This is a genomic window from Pseudomonas sp. NY8896 (genome assembly GCF_039634505.1).
The window spans coordinates 3,904,195-3,921,797 of record NZ_CP132350.1 but is presented as its reverse complement, the minus strand read 5'-3'; the positions used below and the strand labels follow the sequence as shown (position 1 = coordinate 3,921,797).

The window sequence follows — 17,603 nt, the reverse complement described above, 5'->3', positions numbered from 1 at the left end:
GCCCTCCACTGCATGGGGACACGTGTTGGCAGGCACCATGCAACAGCCGTGCACGTCTGCCTCGGGGCCTTGCGCCATGCGGCACAGGAAGCGGCACAGTGCTTGCGTCGTGGTCATCGTCCACGGGTTTTCCGGGGCATTTTCCCCACATTGGGGGCCACGACGAAGAGGCGACCGACATGCGTGGACTCATCCTCGGTTTGATCTGGCTGGCGGCAGGTGCTGCCCAGGCCGATATGTACATCTCAATCGATGCCAAGGGTGGCTATGTACTGACCAACGTCCATCGACCAGGGCGCCACTATGAGAAGGTAATCGCCGAGCCGTTGGCCCAGGGCGGGCCGGCCAATGCGCAGATGATCACGGGTCGCCCTTACGCCGAGGTGGTGGCGACGGCGGCGCGCATTCACAATGTGCCGCCGGCGCTGCTGCATGCACTGATCAAGGCCGAGTCCGGGTACAACCCCAAGGCCCGATCGCGGGCGGGGGCGGTGGGGTTGATGCAATTGATGCCGGATACCGCCCGAGAAATGGGTGTGGAAGACCGCCTGGACCCGGAAGACAACGTGCAGGGCGGGGCACGCTACATCAAGCAGATGCTCACGCTGTTCGACAACGACATCACTTTGGCCGTGGCGGCCTACAACGCCGGACCGGATGCCGTATTGCGAAGGGGGGCCGTGCCGCCGTTCGCCGAGACACGGCGTTATGTGCCCACAGTACTGCGGGAATATCGCAAGTTGCAGGGGTTGGCAGCTGATTCGCCTTTGTAGTTAGCCTGCACAGTACGCACCTCCCAACTACCCTTCGGCAGATGCTATTAATTTAATACCATAGTTTCCCCAAGTCTGGGCTATAACCTTCTGAAGGTGCCCAGCAGTGGAGTCCACCATGGACCTCGCCCCTCGTTCCGACGCTCTTGACGTGCCCGCCGGTAGCGAACTGGCTGCCCCGCACAAGCCGTTCAATTTGCTGCGCTGGTACGCCTGGGTCAGCCTGGCCATCATCCTGTCGGTGGCCGCTGGGCTGGGGCTGATTTCAAGCCGTTTCATCATCGACGAGAGCGTCGAGCGCGATGCATTGCTAACCGCGCAGTTCATCACCTCCATCGCCGATGCCGAAGTGCGCCATGTGTCTATCCCCAATGTGCGCACCATGGGCGAACTGCTCGACCCGCGCACCGACCGCAGCAACTTGCCCGATGTCGACCCGGATGCCCGGCGCAAAGCGCGCGGTGAATTCCTTGACCATATCGCCCACCTGCCCGATATGCTGCTGGCCAATATCTACGCCCCGGACCGCACGGTGATCTGGTCCAGCAACCCGGCCCTTATCGGCAAGCTGATCGACGCCGACGACGACCTGGAGCGGGCATTCGAGTACAAGATGCGGGTCTCGGCCAGCTATCACAACTTCGAGCAGGCCCGCGCCGAGCAAAAGTTCATTACCCCCCCCGAGCAGCTGTTCATCGAAAACTACATACCGCTGTTCGATGCCGATGGCGAACAGGTCACGGCAATGGTCGAGATATACAAAGAGCCCCATGACCTGATCGTGCGCATCGAGCATGGCTTGATCCTGATCTGGTTGGCAATCACCGTCGGCGCCGCGCTGGTCTATGTTGGCCTGTACGGCATCATGCACCGCGCCGCAAAGTTGCTGGCGGTGCAGCAGAAACGGCTGATCAGCAGCGAAACCTACGTGGCACTGGGCGAAGTGTCTTCGGCGGTGGCCCACAGCCTGCGCAACCCGTTGGCCAGTATCCGCTCAAGTGCCGAACTGGCCCAGGCGTTCGATGAAGGCCCGGCGCAACGCCAGGTCAACGACATCATCAACCAGGTCGATCGTATGTCGCAGTGGATTCGCCAGATGCTGCAGTCACTGCGCCCGTTGAACGACGAGGCGGTGGCGGTGGATTTGCCCCAGGCATTGCAGGAAAGCCTGCAAACCTACGCCGTGCCGCTGGCACGCGATGGGGTCAGCCTGGACGTGCAACCGTTACCGGCAGTGCAGGTGTTGGGGCACCCGGCGCTACTGCGTCAGGTATTCAGCAGCCTGATTGCCAATGCCCTGGAGTCGATGGAGCAGGGCGGGCGGCTGCGTATCGAGGTGGTGCGCCAGAACCGGCGCTGCCTGACCCTGCGCTTGTCCGACAATGGCAAGGGCATGAACGAAGCGCAGCAGCGTATGGCCTTCCGGCCGTTTTTCACCACCAAGCAGGGTGGGCTGGGGGTGGGGCTGGTACTGGTGAAACGCATCATGGAACGTTTCGGCGGAACGGTTCGACTCAGCAGCAGCGAAGGTCATGGCACCCGGGTTTCGTTAAGTTTTCGCTTGGCTAATACGCTCTGAATTACATTAAGAAATTCTGGTAATTCATTGATTTATAAAAGAATACGCTTTTTGGGTGGAAATTACCCAAATGTGGGGAGAGCTTTCTCCATTTTGGTTCATAAAGCTAACGTAAATTATTGAAAGATAAGTAAAAGATTATTTCTTATTTCGCTGGCCAAGTTTTTGCTACGTGATCTGTGGAGCGCAACACGCGACAAATGGCAGCTGCGGCTGCCCAGGTGGATTGCAAATCGGTGACTACGGTCATTGGCCTTGATGCAATTCTGAACGGACGCCCTGCGCGGGAACCACGCGATGCAGATGCTGGAAAACGAAGCGCCCGACAAGGCCAATGCGACCGCCAGCGGTCTGGCCGTTCCTTTGCGTGAATTCAACCTGCTGCGCTGGTTTTCGGTCATCAGCCTGCTCATCATTGCCTCGGTGGCGGGTGGGCTGGGCTACGTTTCGACGCGCTTCGTGGTGCGCGACAGCGTGCAACGCGATGCCATGCTGACCGCGCAGTTCATTCAGGCCATGGCACAAGCCGAGGTGCGCCATTCGCAACTACCGCCGGGTACTACCATGGGCGAGTTGCTGGACCCGCGCCTGGACTTGCAGCACCTGCAATTCACCCCGGCGCTGGCCGAAGCGACCCGGGTCGAGTTCCTTGACCATGTCGAGCACCTACCGGACACCTTGCTGGCCAATGTCTATGCCCGCGACCGCACCATTGTCTGGTCCACCAATGTCGAGCTGATCGGCAAGCGGATAGAAGCCGATGGCGACCTCGACCGTGCATTCCGCTCACGCAAGGCCGTGTCGGCCAGCTACCACAAGGCCGAGGATGATCGCGAAGAGCAGAAGTTTCAGCGTGAACCGCGCTACCTGTTCATCGAGAACTACATCCCGCTGTTCGACAGCCAGGGCGAGCAGGTGCTGGCCATGGTGGAAATCTACAAGGAGCCGCAGGACCTGATTCGGCGCATCCAGCGCGGCTATGTGCTGATCTGGGCCTCGACCCTGGTGGGCGGGGCGCTGATCTATTTCGGGCTGTTCTGGATCGTGCGCCGAGCGGCGCAGATGCTGCACCTGCAGCAAGACCGGCTGGTGGCCAGCGAAACCTACGTGGCGTTGGGCGAGATGTCCTCGGCGGTGGCCCACAGCTTGCGCAACCCGCTGGCCAATATCCGTTCCAGCGCCGAACTGGCCCAGGAAATCGCCAACCCCGCAGCGCAGAAGAACATCACCGACATCATCAGCCAGGTGGACCGCATGTCGCGCTGGGTGCGTGACCTGCTGGTGTCGTTGCGCCCGGTCAGCGACGAGGCCGAGGCTGTGGACCTCGTAGCGGCCATCGAGGATACCCATCTGGCATTCGTCCAGCAGATCGAGCGCAATGGTGTGCGGTTCCATTTCGAAGGGCCTGACGCGCAGTGGGTGGCCAGCCAGCCGCTACAGCTCACGCAGATTCTCAATAGCCTGTTCTCCAATGCCCTGGAGGCCATGCCAGCGGGTGGCATGCTGACTGCGCAGGTCAATGTGCAGGAGGGCCAGCGTGCCGAGTTCGTGCTCACCGACACTGGCAAGGGCATGAGCCAACAACAGGAACGGATGGTGTTCAAGCCGTTCTTCACCACCAAGCAGGGTGGCCTCGGTGTAGGCCTGGCCCTGGTCAAGCGCATCATGGAACGTTTTGGCGGCTCGGTCAGCCTGAGCAGCCGCGAAGAGGAAGGAACCCGCGTCAGCCTTACATTCAATATCGCAGCGGGAGGGGACCATGGAGCACAGCATCCTGGTAGTCGAGGATGATGAAATCCTCGCCGACAACATTCGCACCTACCTCAGCCTCAAGGGCTACGAGGTTACCGTTTGCCACAGCGCGGAGCTGGCGCTGGAGCAGATCAAGCGGGCCCAGCCCGATGCGGTGCTGACCGACAACTCGCTGCCGGGCATGAGCGGGCATGACCTGCTGCGTACCCTGGTGGCACAGGTGGCGGACTTGAAAGTGATCATGATGACCGGCTACGGCAATGTCGAAGATGCCGTGCAGGCGATGAAGGAGGGCGCGTTCCATTACCTGACCAAGCCTGTGGTACTGGCCGAGCTCAAGCTGACCCTGGACAAGGCCCTGGCCGCCGAGCGCATGGAGCGCACGCTGTCGTTCTACCAGGAACGCGAGGCGCAGAAGTCCGGGCTGCAGGCGCTGATTGGCGAGTCGCCGGTGATGCTCACGCTCAAGCACACCCTGCGCCAGGTGCTCGATGCCGAACGGCGCATGGCCAGCGACGACCTGCCACCAGTGCTGGTCGAAGGCGAGACCGGCACCGGCAAGGAGCTGGTGGCCCGTGCCCTGCATTTTGACGGCTCGCGCAGCAAAGGGCCGTTCATCGAGTTCAATTGCGCCTCGATCCCTGCCAACCTGCTGGAGGCTGAACTGTTCGGCCACGAGAAGGGCGCGTTCACCGATGCCAAGGAGCGCCGGGTGGGCCTGGTAGAGGCTGCCGATGGCGGCACCTTGTTCCTTGACGAGATCGGCGAGATGGACCTGGTGCTGCAGGCCAAGCTACTCAAGTTGCTGGAAGATCGAAGCATCCGACGGATTGGTGCAGTGAAGGAGCGCAAGGTCGACCTGCGGGTGATCAGCGCTACCAACTGTAACCTGGAGCAAATGGTGCAGCAGGGCAAGTTTCGCCGCGACCTGTTCTTCCGTCTGCGTATCATCGCCCTGAAGGTGCCGCGCCTGTATGCCCGTGGGCAGGACATTCTGTTACTGGCAAGGCATTTTCTGGCCCACCATGGCCGGCGGTATGGCAAGCCGAACCTGCGTTTTTCTGCCGAAGCAGAAAGCTTGATGCTTGGTTACAGCTGGCCCGGTAATGTGCGCGAATTGCGCAACATGCTGGAGCAGACCGTGTTGCTGGCGCCGAACGAGGTGGTGCAGGCGCATCAGCTGAACCTGTGCATGACGTTGATTGACGAGCCATTGGTGCAGCAGCCAGCGCCGGTGATGTTCGAAATGCCGCGACACGAGCCGGAGCCCGGTACCAGCCTGCCGGACATGGAACGTGACCTGGTGTGCAAGACCCTGGACCGCACTGACTGGAATGTGACCAAGTCAGCACGAATGCTTGGGCTGTCGCGGGACATGCTGCGTTACAGGATCGAGAAACTGGGATTGACCCGGCCTGACAAGCGTCAGTGGTAATCATGGCCATGCGAGGCACTTGTGAGAGCGGCCTTGTGCGGCGAAAGGGCCGCGCAAGGCCCAGATTTCAACCGGCCCGCGTCATCACGGGTTACCTGTGCTCGTGCCGCTATTGCCCTGATGACCGGTCCCCTCCGAACCACTCCCATCCATACCCGGGAGGTCGCGGTTGTCGTTCTGCTTCGCCGGCGGGCTTTGCGGGTCGTTACCCTGAATGCGCGGGTCGGTATCCCGTGGCATGGGTTTCTCGATCGGGTTGAGGGTGCTGTCCACGCCCGGCCGTGGCGCCGGGTTGTGCGGGTCGTCGGGGTAAGTCGGGCCAGTGCCGGCGGCCAGGGCCAATGGCGAGGCGAGCAGGGCAATCAGCAGGATGCTTGAACGGGGCATGGCAGGCTCCTTTGCTTCGGGTGGGTCTCATGTTTTCCTTCGGCCCTACCCAAAGCATCCTAGTGCCATGGCCCCGATCAACGGTTACACCACCAGCGACAGCAACATGATGAAGATGATGCCGACGATGGACAGGATCGTCTCCATCATGCTCCAGGTCTTGAAGGTTTCTGCCACGGTCATGTTGAAGTATTGCTTCACCAGCCAGAAGCCGGCGTCGTTCACATGCGACAAAATCAGCGAGCCAGCACCGGTAGCCAGTACCAACAGCTCACGGTTCACCCCAGGTACCAGGTCGATCACCGGTGCGACGATACCTGCACCGGTGATGGTGGCGACGGTAGCGGAGCCTGTGGCGATGCGGATCACCGCGGCTACCAGCCAAGCCAGCATGATCGGTGAAATTTCTGCCTGCACGGCCATTTGCCCGATTACATTGCCCACGCCGGTGTCCACCAGCATCTGCTTGAACCCACCGCCAGCGCCTACGATCAGTACGATGGCGGCGGTCGGTGCCAGGCTCTGGTCGAGCATTTTCATGATCTGCTGGCGGTTGAAACCGCGGGCTGAGCCGAAGGTATAGAAGGCCAGCAGCAGGGCGGCGAGCAGGGCGGTGATCGGGTGGCCGATCAGGTCCATCCACTGGCGCACGATGTGCTCGGCGGGTAGCACCACGTCGGCAAAGGTTTTCAGCAACATCAGCGCCACCGGCAGCAGTACGGTGATCAGGGTGATGCTGAAGCTTGGCAGGTTGCCCTGGTCGGACTCCTTGGCGATCTGGTCCATCAGCTCCTGCGACGGGTTACCCGGTATGTAGCGGGAAATGAAGTTACCGAACAGCGGACCGGCGATGATCGCGGTGGGCAACGCAACGATCAGGCCATAGAAGATGGTTTTGCCGATATCGGCGTGGAAAATGCCGATCGCCAGCAATGGGCCTGGGTGCGGCGGCACCAGGCCGTGCACAACCGACAGGCCGGCCAGTAGCGGAATGCCGATTTTCACCAGCGACACCCCGGAGCGCCTGGCGACGATGAACACCAGTGGGATCAGCAGCACGAAGCCGATTTCGAAGAACAGCGGGATGCCCACCAGGAACGCGGCAAACATCATCGCCCAATGCACGTTCTTCTTGCCGAAGGCGCGGATGAGGGTTTGCGCGATCTGGTCGGCGCCCCCGGAGTCGGCCATCAGCTTGCCGAGCATGGTGCCCAGGGCGAGCACGATACCGACAAAGCCGAGCACGCCGCCAAAGCCGTCCTGGAACGATTTCATGACCTTGGCCACGGGCATGCCGGAGGTCAAGCCAAGGAAGCCGGCCGCGAGGGTGAGGGCGACGAAGGGGTGGACCTTGAAGTGGGTGATCAGCAGGATCAGCCCGACGATGGTAACCAGCGCGTCGAGCAGCAGGAAGGTATCAGTAGCCAGTCCGAACATGGTGTGAAGGCCTCGGTCTTATCGTTGTTTTGGGCGTAGCTTTTTGGATCTTTTCCCGCATTCACGGGGCAAGGTAGCGCTGTCTTGGGTGAGACGGAAAAACCGCCAGGGTCAGGCGGTCTGCGCCAGGCCCGGCTCACCGCAGCGCTTTAGCCAGCGGTCCACCGCTTCGGCCAATGCTTCGATGGGTTGGGTGGCGTCCAGTGCCAGCGTCAGTGGCTCGCCGCGTGGCGACTCCAGGGCAGCGAACTGGCTGTCGATGAGGCTGGCCGGCATGAAGTGCCCGGGGCGGGCCAGCACGCGTTTTTCGGCCTCGGCAGGCGTCAGTTCGAGGAACACGAACACCAGCCCAGGCATGGCATCGCGCAGGGTGTCGCGGTAGCGGCGCTTGAGTGCCGAGCACGTCAGGATCGGGCGCTCACCCGCCTGGGTGGTGGTTTGCAGCTCTTCGCCAAGGCGCACCAGCCATCCGGCACGATCGCTGTCGTCCAGCGGGATGCCAGCGCTCATCTTGCGGATATTTTCGGCAGGGTGGAAAGCGTCGCCTTCTATCAGGCGGCCGCCGCTTCTGGCAGCGATGGCGGCGCCGATGCAGCTCTTGCCGCAACCGGCCACGCCCATCACCACAATGGCGGACAGGGGAGAATTCATCAGTACCTCCTGCGGGGTGAGATAGCGCTGTCTCGCTGTTGACGAGCAGCCACCTCCCCGGTGTTATTGGTCTTGTCCTTACGCAGTATGGACGCCTGGCGGCACACGCGTGGTGGCTGCTACCAAAGATTACATTGCCTGCGTCCTGAGACAGCGCTACCTTAGTGGCCGTTCCCTATCCTTGCAAGTAGTAAAATTACAACATCCATGTCCCGCATCGGCTCCCGCACTACAGGTCGTCCCACCCTGGCTGAAGTTGCCAGGCTTTCCGGGGTTTCCCCGATTACCGCTTCGCGCGCGTTGCGCGGGGTCAGCACGGTTGCGCCAGAACTGGTGGAAAAGGTCGTCGCCGCAGCAGCGAACCTCGGCTATGTGGCCAACCCGGCGGCCCGGGCGCTGGCCTCGGCGCGCAGCCAGTCGGTGGTGGTGTTGATCCCGTCACTGTCAAACCAGCTGTTCATCGACACCCTGGAGGCCATCCACGAGGTCATGCGCCCGCGTGGGCTCGAGGTGCTGATCGGCAACTATCACTACGACCTTGCCGAAGAAGAGAACCTGATCCGCAATTACTTGGCGTACCAGCCCTGCGGCATGCTGCTGACCGGTTTCGAGCGTAGCGATGCCGCACGGCAGATGCTGGCTGCCAGCGGCGTGCCGTGCGTGCACATGATGGAGCTTAACGGTGAGCCAGGCGCATTGTCGGTCGGTTTCTCGCAGCAACAGGCCGGGCGCGCTGCGGCCCGGCACTTGATCGAGCGTGGGTGCAAGCGCCTGGGATTCATTGCTGCGCAGCTCGACCCTCGGGTGATGCAGCGTGCCGAGGGCTTCCGCCAAGCGTTGGCCGAAGCCGGCCTTCAGGCCGCCGAGCTGGAAGTGTTGGCGCCGGAGCCTTCATCGATTGCCTTGGGCAGCGCGCTGTTCAGTCAGCTGATGCAACAGGCGCCGGATGTCGACGGTATCTTCTTCTGTAATGACGACTTGGCCCAGGGCGCGGTGCTACAGGCCTTGCGCCAAGGGGTGGAGGTGCCACGCCAGGTGGCGATGGTGGGGTTCAACGACCTGCCAGCTTCGGCGCACATGGTGCCGCGGCTGACCTCGATTCGCACACCACGGGCTGCCGTTGGTCGGGGCGCGGCGCAGGCGCTGTTGGCGTTGCTCGATGGCAAGCGGGTGACGCATGCACAGCAGGACCTGGGCTTCGAGCTGATGGTGCGGGAAAGCTCCTGATTCAAGAGCTGGCAAGGCGGCTCCGACGGGAACCCGCCAGCCTCTGAATCAACTGCCAAGTCATGAGAATGTAGTAATCACAAAGTGATAGCACTGTGCTTGCACGGCGCTAACGGCGATCTATGCTCAGGACACCGCGCAAAAAGGAGCCCGGCGTCATGTTCGATTTCCATCGCAAATCTGATTTGGTAGAAATCCAGCGCAGCCAACAGGCATTGGCCAATGCACAAGCCAAACTGGCGGCAATCAGCCGGTCGATGGCGATGATCGAGTTCGCCCCCGATGGCACCATCCTTGATGCCAACGAGCGTTTCTGTCAGGCCATGGGCTACAGCGTCGATGAACTGCGGGGCAAGCACCACCGGCTGTTCTGTGAGCCGGACTACGCCAAAAGCGCCGAGTACCAGCAACTGTGGCGCGAACTCGGGCAGGGCAAAGCCATCAGCGGTACTTTTGAGCGCATCGACAAGGCCGGCCGCGAGGTCTGGCTGGAAGCCAGCTACATGCCGGTACTGGATGAGCAGCGCCAAGTCACCAGCGTGATCAAGGTGGCATCCGACATCAGCCAGCGGGTGGTGCTGGAGCACGAAAGCGAAAGCCTGCTCAAGGCCATCAGCCGTTCCATGGCAGTGATCGAGTTCACCCCGCAAGGCCGGGTGATCAAGGCCAACCAGAACTTCCTCGACACCATGGGCTACCGCCTCGACGAAGTGGTTGGCCGCCACCATGGGCTGTTCTGCCTGGCGCATGAACGTGAGTCGGCCGAGTACCGTGGGTTCTGGGCTTCGCTGAACCGTGGCGAGTACCACTCGCACCGCTTCGAGCGCGTCAACAAGCAAGGCCAGACCGTGTACCTCGAAGCGTCCTACAACCCGATCTTCGACAGCAAGGGCCGCCTGTACAAAGTGGTCAAGTTCGCCAGCGACATCACCCACCAGGTCTGCACCCAGCAAAGCGCTGCAGACGCTGCCCATGCCAGTTCGGTGCAGACCGACGCCTGCGCGCGCAAGGGTACCGAAGTGGTGCAGCAGACGGTGCAGGTGATCGAGCAGATTTCCCAGGAACTGAACGACGCCGCGCGCAGCATCGATGCGGTGAGCAAGCAGTCGGATGTGATCGGGCAGATCGTGCTGACCATTCGCGGCATTGCCGATCAGACCAACCTGTTGGCCCTTAATGCAGCGATCGAGGCAGCCCGTGCCGGCGAGCACGGGCGCGGCTTTGCCGTGGTGGCGGACGAGGTGCGAAGCCTGGCCGCGCGAACCAGCAAGGCCACCCTGGAAATTGTCGATGTGGTTCGGCAGAACCACGACCTGTCGCTATTGGCCGTGGCCAGCATGCAGTCGAGCCTGAACCGCACCGGTCACGGCGTGGCATTGGCCAATGAGGCCGGTACGGTAATCATGGAAATTCAGCAAGGCTCGCGGCACGTCGTGGATGCCATCAGCCAGATCAGCTCGACGCTGCAATTGCATTGAGCGCATCGCGCATCTCGTCAAGCAATGCCTGCAGGCTGGTTTGCAGTTGCGCGCGCTGTTCGACAGTCGGTAAGCCCTGTGCGTGGGCGCGTTCGATGGCTTCGCAGTCGTTGACTACGGTGCGCACCCTGATCATCTTGGCGCCGCCCTTGATGCGATGGGCCAGGGTGTGCACAGCCTCATCAGGTGCGTCGTCAGCCAGTGCGCTCAAGGCGGCCAGGTCTTCTCCCACGCTGATCGACAGTTGTTCGAGCAAATGCCGCGTCAACTGTTCGTCGCCCTGGGTCAGGTGGCGCAATTCGGCCAGGTCGAACCCGGTGTGGCGTGGTGTCGGCGACTGCTGTTGAGGGTGGACTTGTGGGAGATGGTTCTTGAGTGTACGCAGGCCAATCGGTTTGAACAGGCATTCGTCCATGCCGCTGGCCAGGCAGCGGGCACGCTCCTCGGCCTGGGCGTTGGCGGTCACGCCAATAATCCGGCTTGCAGACAGGTCGCGTTCACCCTCCAGGGCGCGAATGCGCCGGGTGAGTTCGTGGCCGTCCATGACCGGCATGCTGCAATCGGTAATCACCAGGTCGAAGCGCGCGGCCTGCCAATGTGCCAGGGCGATTTCGCCATTCTCCGCCAAGGTCACGCGATGGCCCAAGGTATTCAGTTGTCGCTCCAGCAACAACAAGTTGGCAGGGTAGTCGTCGACCACCAGAATATTCAGCGGGCCACTGCTGCTCTCTTGTGCCGGCAGGTCCCGTTCGGCCTGTGTCGGTGCAGTGCAGGTGGGCAGTTGCAGGTTGACTTGGACCCGGGTACCGACGCCCTCGACGCTCTGCAGGGTCAAGGCGCCGCCCATCAATTCGACCAGGGTACGGCTGATGACCAACCCCAGGCCTGCACCCTGGCGGGTTCTTGGGCCCTCGGCCTGAACGAAGGCATTGAACAGCCGGGCCTGGTCGGCGGGGCTGATGCCGATGCCTGTGTCGCGCACATTCAGTGTGATGGCCAGCATGCCGTGGTCGGCAACGTTGGGCAACAGCAGGCTCGCCTGCACTTCACCACGGTTGGTGAACTTGATGGCGTTGCTGATAAGGTTGGACAGAATCTGCTTGAGCCGCAGCGGATCAGCCAGCACCCAGACCGGTTCTGCGGGCATTTCGCCGTGCAGATGCAGGCTTTTGGCCCGTGCATTGCCTTCGAACACCCGCAGCGTGGAGCGCACCAGCTCCACAAGGTCGGCGGGCACTGGCTGCAGGCTGATATGCCCGGATTCGATACGGGAAATGTCGAGGATATCGCCAATCAGCTCAAGCAGGCCAATGGCCGAATCGTGTGCGGTTTGCAAGGTCTGGGTGTCACACCGGCCGCCGCGGCTGTCCACCAACGCCATTTCCAGCAGACCGATCACGGCATTCATCGGGGTACGGATTTCATGGCTCATGGTGGCCAGGAAGGTGCTTTTGGTCTGGCTGGCCTGTTCGGCGTCATCCTTGGCCTGGCGCAGCTGTTCAAGCAGCCCGCGGCTCAGCGCCAGCTGTGCCTGCAGCGCGTGCTGAGCATCGGTACGCTGGTTGATCAGCTTGCGCAGGTAGCTGTTCCAGAACACCACCCCGGCCAGCAGCAGGGCCGACAGTACCAGCACCTGCAAGGCCAGGGTGCGGTAGTCGCGCCATGGGCTGTCACTGACCAGGGTGCTGGTGCGCCAGCGGTTGATCAGTTGGTCAAGCTCTTCGGGCGGAATGCTCAGCAGTGCCTTGTCGAGGATGGCTTGAAGCTGGGGCTGGTCGGCGGCGACGGCGAATGCGGCAATGGCCGGTTGGTCGTCGAGCACGCTGGCGATGCGCAAGCGGCCCTTGAACACGTGGCTGATGTAGTAGGCCGCATTGATTTGGTTGCTCAGTGCCGCGTCGGCGTTGCCATTGACCACCGCCTCCATCAGGCCGAGCGGGTTGTCCACTTCGATCAGGCTGGCCTGCGGGTAGCGTTGCTGCAACATGGCCCGCTGCGGTGAGCCGCGCACCAGGGCAATGCGCTGGCCGTTCGAGGCCATGGCCTGTACAGGCGATGCCTGGTCGCTGCGGGTGACCAGCACCCGTGGGCTGACCAGGTAGGGGCGGGTAAAGCGCAGTTGCTTCACGCGCTCCGCGCCATAGCCGAGGGCACCGATCATCAGTGCATCGCCTCGCTTCAGGCGTTCAACCATGGCGAAGGCCGACGTGCTTTCGATGGGGTTGAAGTGCAGCCCTGTACGCAACCCGATCTGCTTGAGCAGGTCGAGAGTAATGCCGCTGGGGTGATGCTGGGCGTCGTTGAAAGTCAGTGGCGCCAGCGAAGTATTGATCAACACGTTAACGGTGGGGTGCTCGGCGATCCAGGCTTGTTCTTCGGCACTGAGGGCGCTCAGGTGACGCTGCAGTAGCAGGCTGGTGTTGCCGCTGCTCCAGCGGCGCAGAATGTTCAGGCGCTCGCTTTCGCTGATGCGCGCCAGCGCCTTGTCGACCAGTTGCAGCAAGCGCGAGTGGTCGTTGGCCACGGCGAAGGCGAAGACCTCGGGGGGTACATGGGAAAAATGGTCGACTTTCAACGCGCCCTGAAAGCTTTTTCCGATAGTGAAATCGGTGCTGAGGGCATCGCCTAGGTAGGCGTCTGCCTCACCCAGCTCGACCGCCGCAAGCCCGGCCAGCGTGGAACGGTACAGGCTCAACTGTGCCTTGGGGTAGAGGCTGCGTACGCTGCTGGCTGGCAAGTAGTGATCGACCATGGCCAGGCGCATGCCGGCGAGGTCGGGCGTGCTTTTCAAGCTGCGCCCTTCTCGGGTGACGATCACCGGCAGGTCGTCAGCGTAGGGGGTACTGAGGCTGAGCTGAGCATCTGCCGCCTCGAAGCCGTTGGAGCTGCCGAGCAGGTCGATGCGGCCATCACGCAAGGCGGTGATTGCCTCGTGGCGGCTGTCGAAGCGACGTACTTCGATGGCTATACCAAGCTGTTCGCCGATGATGCCGGCGTAGTCGGCGCTCAGGCCCTCATAGTCTTGTTGGCTGACATTGATTTCAAACGGCGGGTAGTCGGGACGCGAAGTGCCCAGTACCAGGCGTTGACGTTGTTGTAGCCAGTGGCGGTCGTCGGCGGACAGCGTTAGCGGGGCGGCGGCGCTGACCGAGCGGGCCAGCAGTTGGCGGGGTTCGCTGCTGGCCAGCAGCGCACTAGCGTTGGCCAGGCCGATGGCCAAAAGGGCGCTCGCCAGCAGCTGCTTCATGGTAGTCGGGTGCTCAAAGGACGCTGTTACGCTTGGCCAGGTCGACCATTTCAACCAGTGATTCAGTCTTGAGCTTTTCCATGATTCGGCCCCGGTAGGTGCTGATGGTCTTGGCGCTGAGGTTCATGCAGGTGCCGATATTCTTGTTGTTTTCACCGCGCGCCAGGCGCCGCAATACTTCCATTTCGCGGTTGGAGAGGCTGGCCAGGCGTACTGGCTCGCTTTCCAGCGAATTGCTGTTGACCGACATCTGCGGGAAGGTTGAATAGCCCTTGACCAGGGCCTTGAGGGCAAACAGCAGCGCTTCGTGGTCCTCTTCCTTGGTGACGAAGGCGCCGATCCCGGCATCCAGGCAGCGGCGCACATACAGGTCGGTGGCCTGGCCAGTCAGCACCATGATCTTCGGCGCCGGCTCCAGACACTGCAGGCGCTTGATGACTTCCATGCCGTCCAGGCCAGGCAGGCCGATATCAAGAATGACCACGTCCGGGCGCAGCCTGCGAGCCTCCTGAGCCACTTCACTGCCATCGCCAACTTCGCCGACTACATGGAAGCGCTCGCGTTCGAGCAGTAGGCGCAGCGACAGCCGGACGATGGGGTGGTCGTCGACGATCAGCACGGTTGTCATGTGGAAAACTCCTGTAGGGATGTGGTCCGCTTCCTGGATCACTCAGGAATACGTCTGCAAGTGGGGTTGTCGGAAGCGCTGCACGATACGACCATTCCCGAAGTTTGGTAATGCCGAGTATAGAAGTGTTGAGATTTCCCGTGCCTGCTGTTGAAAAACCCTACAAAAAACAAGAAAGACATCACTGCTGACAAGGCAGTGATGTCGGTTATTTGCGGTGGTTCAGGCGCAGGCAGCGTGCGATTTGTTTACGCGCAGGGTGGAAGCGGGGTTGTTGGTCAATGCCTGGCCGACCCGCGTCGGGCGGGCCACCAGCTGACCGGTGCAATTTGGGCAACGGCCTTGGAAGCGGGTTTCGGCACAGCTACGGCAGAATGTGCATTCGAAAGAGCAGATCATAACGTCGGGGTTGTCACCCCTCAGGTCGGTATCGCAGCACTCGCAGTTGGGGCGTAATTCCAGCATGGGCATGGCTCCTGTTCGCAGGCGGGAACCGGCAGTCTGCTATGCCCGAGGTAAGGCTGGCAATGTTCAGTCGCCAGGGCGATACAGGTGGGCGTGCCCGGCACGGTACAAGGCCGATTCGGCGAATGGCGTATCCCCCAGAACGTGGCCTACCAGGATCAGCGCCGTGCGCCGAAAGCCCTTGCTTGCCACGCGTTCGACGATATCGCCGAGGTTGCCGCGTACCCAGTCCTGGTCTGGCCAGGTGGCGCGATGCACCACCGCTACCGGGCAGTGTGCGCCGTAGTGCGGCAGCAGCTCATCGACAATGCGCGAAAGGTGTTTGACCCCCAGGTGAATCGCCAGCGTGCTGCCGTGGCGCGCCAGGTCGCCCAGTTGCTCGCCAGGCGGCATGGGCGAGCTGTCGCCATAGCGGGTGAGGATCACGGTCTGTGCCACTTGAGGCAAAGTCAGTTCGCAGCCGAGCAGGGCAGCGCTGGCCGCCGTGGCAGTCACTCCCGGGATGATCTGGTAATCGATGCCCAGTGCTTGCAGGTGGCGGATCTGCTCGCCGATGGCGCCGTACAAGCTGGGGTCGCCGCTATGTACGCGGGCTACATCCAGCCCCCGTTCGTGTGCGCTTTGCATGGCCGCGATAATCTGCTCCAGATGCAGTTCGGCGCTGTTGATCACGGCCTCGGCCTGATGGCCTTCGAGCACGGCAGCGGGCACCAGTGAGCCGGCATAAATGATCACCGGGCATTGGCGAATCAGCCGTTGGCCCTTGACCGTGATCAGTTCTGGGTCGCCAGGGCCGGCGCCGATGAAGTAGACGGTCATGGAAAGTCCTTGCAAGAAATAGGGTATGAAACGTCAGCCGGCCAGGGCGAGGGTCGCCGGGCCTAGTACCTTGCGTGGCAGCAGCAACCTAGCCGTGCCCAGTTGTTGGCTGGCCAGGGCCAGTGCCGCACTCTCGGCCACGCCCCAACAGCCGCTGTGGGCATAGGCTGTGGCCGAGCGGTGGCTGAGCAACGGCTCATAGGCTTGGAGTTGCGCGCTATGGTACAGCACCAAGGGCAAGGCCAGGCGTGCGGCCAGTTGCTGCAGGCCGGCTTCGTCGGCCTTGAGGTTGATGCTGGCAATGCCGCGCAGGTCGGAAAGCGCCAGGCCCTGGCTAGCCAGGGCTTGGTGCAGCAGGGTTTGCAGGGTATCCGCCGGGCAACCCCGGCGGCAGCCCAAGCCAGCGTAGAAAGCCGGCATCAGGCCTCGCTGGAGCGGCGGAACAGCCACGCACTGAGCAGGCCCAACGCCACCCAGAAGGCAGCGTTGGTCAGCCAGGAGGCCATCTTGAACTGCGTCTCCAGTGCTTCGGGGGCCAGGCTTTCATGGACTTCAGGCTGTGGCGCACCGATCACATGGGGGATAACCAGCAGCACGGCGCCCAGCGCCTTCAGCAGCCAGTGGCGGGCGAACACCAGCAAGGCCAGGCCAAGGGCGGTGGCGCTGGCCGTGCCAATCCACCAGGCCTGGCGTTGCCCCAGGTCGGCGGCAGCAGTGCCGGGCAGTTCCGGTGGCAACCCCAACGTTGGGGCCAGACAGAACACGGCGAAACCGGCCAGGCCCCACAAGGCGCCAGTGCTGACGCGCTTCGGCTCGCGCAGGCCATACAGTGCGGCGAGGATCAGGGCAAAGCCCACCGCCACCACCAGGTTGCCACCGGTGGTGGACAGCACGCGCTGCCAGCCGTCTTCTGGTGACCAGGCTTCGGCGCTGTGTTCATGAGCGCCCTCATTGCCGCCATGTTCGTGTTGTGCGGCCGGGGCCGAGGACTCGTAGGTTTCCGCTTCGAGAATCAGCGGGGCGACCCAAAAGCTTTGCAGCAAGGTCAGCAACAGGGCCGCAAGCAACCCGCTGAAACCCGCAGTACGGGCAATGCGCGTGATCATCAGGCGTACTCAGTGGCAGGGGAAGGCGGCGCTGTGGCGGGTGTCGTGGGCGGCGTTGTGCACGGCCTCGATGTGCGAGAAGCCGGCGAAGTACACCAGGCACAGGCCCAACAGGCTGGCGCCGACGGCGATGACTACGCGCTGGCTGAGGGTGACGGGTGTGGCAAGGCTGTGCTGCTTGGCGCTGGTGACGGGCATGACGCGTTCCTCTGCTTTTTAGTGAGCAACGGGCGAGCGCGGCAGCCCCGGGCGGGGTCGCCCAGGGGAATGCAACAGCGCCCGCCCACCGCGGGGTGTTCATGAACGCCAGGCCGGTCTCCGGGCTTGCGAGGAAGAGCAGGGCTCCTGGAACACGTCACCTTCCCATGCCGTACTACGAGGCACAGTGGTACAGACGCTTCACTCGCTTACCGTTGCGGGGGCAGCACCGGCATTGTCCGGCCCTGCTGGAGGGCCTGCGACGCACCGGTTTCCCGTTTCACCCCCTATGGGGGCACCTGAACGTGAGGCATAAGGAGAGCATGGGGCGGGCTTGGCGTCAATCTGTGGGTGCATCTGCCTTCCACCCATTTCAGGCTTGCGCGGGTTCCTGCCGGACGGCGCTATCCCTGCAGCCGTA

16 protein-coding genes and 1 riboswitch are annotated in these 17,603 nt (G+C 62.4%); of the genes, 6 read left to right on the top strand and 10 right to left on the bottom strand.

The window, feature by feature from the left end:
• The first annotated feature begins 179 nt into the window (after window positions 1–179).
• The 4 genes from Q9451_RS17565 (at window position 180) to Q9451_RS17550 (ending at window position 5,539) form a co-directional block, all read left to right on the top strand.
• Window positions 180–773: a lytic transglycosylase domain-containing protein gene (locus tag Q9451_RS17565; RefSeq protein WP_041166486.1), complete on the top strand. Its 594-nt coding sequence runs from the start codon at window positions 180–182 to the stop codon at window positions 771–773.
• A gap of 118 nt (window positions 774–891) precedes the next feature.
• Window positions 892–2,352, top strand: coding sequence for a HAMP domain-containing sensor histidine kinase (locus Q9451_RS17560; protein WP_012272160.1), 1,461 nt, complete (start codon window positions 892–894; stop codon window positions 2,350–2,352).
• Window positions 2,353–2,649: 297 nt separating this feature from the next.
• Complete coding sequence (locus Q9451_RS17555; protein WP_012272161.1) at window positions 2,650–4,143, top strand: HAMP domain-containing sensor histidine kinase; 1,494 nt, start codon at window positions 2,650–2,652, stop codon at window positions 4,141–4,143.
• Window positions 4,112–5,539 (top strand): sigma-54 dependent transcriptional regulator, encoded by a 1,428-nt coding sequence (locus tag Q9451_RS17550; protein WP_012272162.1) that lies wholly within the window; start codon window positions 4,112–4,114, stop codon window positions 5,537–5,539. Before Q9451_RS17555 ends, Q9451_RS17550 begins: the two co-directional genes overlap by 32 nt.
• Window positions 5,540–5,623: 84 nt before the next feature.
• Here Q9451_RS17550 and Q9451_RS17545 read toward each other — a convergent pair whose 3' ends face one another.
• From Q9451_RS17545 to Q9451_RS17535, 3 genes are all read right to left on the bottom strand, one after another.
• Window positions 5,624–5,926 (bottom strand): hypothetical protein, encoded by a 303-nt coding sequence (locus Q9451_RS17545; protein WP_012272163.1) that lies wholly within the window; start codon window positions 5,924–5,926, stop codon window positions 5,624–5,626.
• Between the two features lie 84 nt (window positions 5,927–6,010).
• Complete coding sequence (locus tag Q9451_RS17540; RefSeq protein WP_003253832.1) at window positions 6,011–7,363, bottom strand: GntP family permease; 1,353 nt, start codon at window positions 7,361–7,363, stop codon at window positions 6,011–6,013.
• A gap of 111 nt (window positions 7,364–7,474) precedes the next feature.
• Window positions 7,475–8,014, bottom strand: coding sequence for a gluconokinase (locus Q9451_RS17535; protein ID WP_012272164.1), 540 nt, complete (start codon window positions 8,012–8,014; stop codon window positions 7,475–7,477).
• Between the two features lie 207 nt (window positions 8,015–8,221).
• Here Q9451_RS17535 and Q9451_RS17530 point away from each other — a divergent pair, with 207 nt between their 5' ends.
• Both Q9451_RS17530 and Q9451_RS17525 read left to right on the top strand, forming a co-directional pair.
• On the top strand, window positions 8,222–9,241 hold the full coding sequence (locus tag Q9451_RS17530; protein WP_012272165.1) for a LacI family DNA-binding transcriptional regulator: 1,020 nt from the start codon (window positions 8,222–8,224) through the stop codon (window positions 9,239–9,241).
• A 158-nt stretch (window positions 9,242–9,399) separates the two neighbouring features.
• Window positions 9,400–10,719, top strand: a complete 1,320-nt coding sequence (locus tag Q9451_RS17525) for a PAS domain-containing methyl-accepting chemotaxis protein (RefSeq protein WP_012272166.1) — start codon at window positions 9,400–9,402, stop codon at window positions 10,717–10,719.
• Here Q9451_RS17525 and Q9451_RS17520 read toward each other — a convergent pair.
• The 7 genes from Q9451_RS17520 to Q9451_RS17490 all read right to left on the bottom strand — a co-directional run bounded on the left by Q9451_RS17520 (window position 10,694) and on the right by Q9451_RS17490 (window position 17,182).
• Window positions 10,694–13,966, bottom strand: coding sequence for a transporter substrate-binding domain-containing protein (locus Q9451_RS17520; protein ID WP_012272167.1), 3,273 nt, complete (start codon window positions 13,964–13,966; stop codon window positions 10,694–10,696). The two genes, Q9451_RS17525 and Q9451_RS17520, sit on opposite strands and share 26 nt — an antisense overlap.
• A gap of 13 nt (window positions 13,967–13,979) precedes the next feature.
• Complete coding sequence (locus Q9451_RS17515; protein WP_012272168.1) at window positions 13,980–14,594, bottom strand: response regulator transcription factor; 615 nt, start codon at window positions 14,592–14,594, stop codon at window positions 13,980–13,982.
• 222 nt (window positions 14,595–14,816) lie between these two features.
• Window positions 14,817–15,059 carry a DUF1272 domain-containing protein gene (locus tag Q9451_RS17510; RefSeq protein ID WP_012272169.1) on the bottom strand — a complete coding sequence of 81 codons (243 nt, stop codon included), beginning with the start codon at window positions 15,057–15,059 and terminating at the stop codon, window positions 14,817–14,819.
• A gap of 66 nt (window positions 15,060–15,125) precedes the next feature.
• The gene (gene cobM, locus Q9451_RS17505) at window positions 15,126–15,878 is read right to left on the bottom strand and encodes a precorrin-4 C(11)-methyltransferase (RefSeq protein ID WP_012272170.1); all 753 of its coding nucleotides are present in this window, start codon (window positions 15,876–15,878) and stop codon (window positions 15,126–15,128) included.
• A gap of 33 nt (window positions 15,879–15,911) precedes the next feature.
• A complete protein-coding gene (locus Q9451_RS17500; protein WP_012272171.1) occupies window positions 15,912–16,298 on the bottom strand; it encodes a cobalamin biosynthesis protein in 387 nt (128 codons plus the stop codon).
• A complete protein-coding gene (locus Q9451_RS17495; RefSeq protein WP_012272172.1) occupies window positions 16,298–16,984 on the bottom strand; it encodes a CbtA family protein in 687 nt (228 codons plus the stop codon). Before Q9451_RS17495 ends, Q9451_RS17500 begins: the two co-directional genes overlap by 1 nt.
• A gap of 9 nt (window positions 16,985–16,993) precedes the next feature.
• Window positions 16,994–17,182 (bottom strand): CbtB domain-containing protein, encoded by a 189-nt coding sequence (locus tag Q9451_RS17490; RefSeq protein ID WP_012272173.1) that lies wholly within the window; start codon window positions 17,180–17,182, stop codon window positions 16,994–16,996.
• Window positions 17,183–17,275: 93 nt separating this feature from the next.
• A riboswitch (cobalamin riboswitch) is annotated at window positions 17,276–17,500 on the bottom strand.
• Window positions 17,501–17,603: the final 103 nt, after the last annotated feature.

What these genes read in the sequence shown, in the direction of transcription:
- Q9451_RS17565 (WP_041166486.1), top strand. Translation starts at nt 180, where the DNA reads ATGCGTGGACTCATCCTCGGTTTGATCTGGCTGGCGGCAGGTGCTGCC.
- Q9451_RS17560 (WP_012272160.1), top strand. Translation starts at nt 892, where the DNA reads ATGGACCTCGCCCCTCGTTCCGACGCTCTTGACGTGCCCGCCGGTAGC.
- Q9451_RS17555 (WP_012272161.1), top strand. Translation starts at nt 2,650, where the DNA reads ATGCAGATGCTGGAAAACGAAGCGCCCGACAAGGCCAATGCGACCGCC.
- Q9451_RS17550 (WP_012272162.1), top strand. Translation starts at nt 4,112, where the DNA reads ATGGAGCACAGCATCCTGGTAGTCGAGGATGATGAAATCCTCGCCGAC.
- Q9451_RS17545 (WP_012272163.1), bottom strand. Translation starts at nt 5,926, where the DNA reads ATGCCCCGTTCAAGCATCCTGCTGATTGCCCTGCTCGCCTCGCCATTG.
- Q9451_RS17540 (WP_003253832.1), bottom strand. Translation starts at nt 7,363, where the DNA reads ATGTTCGGACTGGCTACTGATACCTTCCTGCTGCTCGACGCGCTGGTT.
- Q9451_RS17535 (WP_012272164.1), bottom strand. Translation starts at nt 8,014, where the DNA reads ATGAATTCTCCCCTGTCCGCCATTGTGGTGATGGGCGTGGCCGGTTGC.
- Q9451_RS17530 (WP_012272165.1), top strand. Translation starts at nt 8,222, where the DNA reads ATGTCCCGCATCGGCTCCCGCACTACAGGTCGTCCCACCCTGGCTGAA.
- Q9451_RS17525 (WP_012272166.1), top strand. Translation starts at nt 9,400, where the DNA reads ATGTTCGATTTCCATCGCAAATCTGATTTGGTAGAAATCCAGCGCAGC.
- Q9451_RS17520 (WP_012272167.1), bottom strand. Translation starts at nt 13,966, where the DNA reads ATGAAGCAGCTGCTGGCGAGCGCCCTTTTGGCCATCGGCCTGGCCAAC.
- Q9451_RS17515 (WP_012272168.1), bottom strand. Translation starts at nt 14,594, where the DNA reads ATGACAACCGTGCTGATCGTCGACGACCACCCCATCGTCCGGCTGTCG.
- Q9451_RS17510 (WP_012272169.1), bottom strand. Translation starts at nt 15,059, where the DNA reads ATGCTGGAATTACGCCCCAACTGCGAGTGCTGCGATACCGACCTGAGG.
- cobM (WP_012272170.1), bottom strand. Translation starts at nt 15,878, where the DNA reads ATGACCGTCTACTTCATCGGCGCCGGCCCTGGCGACCCAGAACTGATC.
- Q9451_RS17500 (WP_012272171.1), bottom strand. Translation starts at nt 16,298, where the DNA reads ATGCCGGCTTTCTACGCTGGCTTGGGCTGCCGCCGGGGTTGCCCGGCG.
- Q9451_RS17495 (WP_012272172.1), bottom strand. Translation starts at nt 16,984, where the DNA reads ATGATCACGCGCATTGCCCGTACTGCGGGTTTCAGCGGGTTGCTTGCG.
- Q9451_RS17490 (WP_012272173.1), bottom strand. Translation starts at nt 17,182, where the DNA reads ATGCCCGTCACCAGCGCCAAGCAGCACAGCCTTGCCACACCCGTCACC.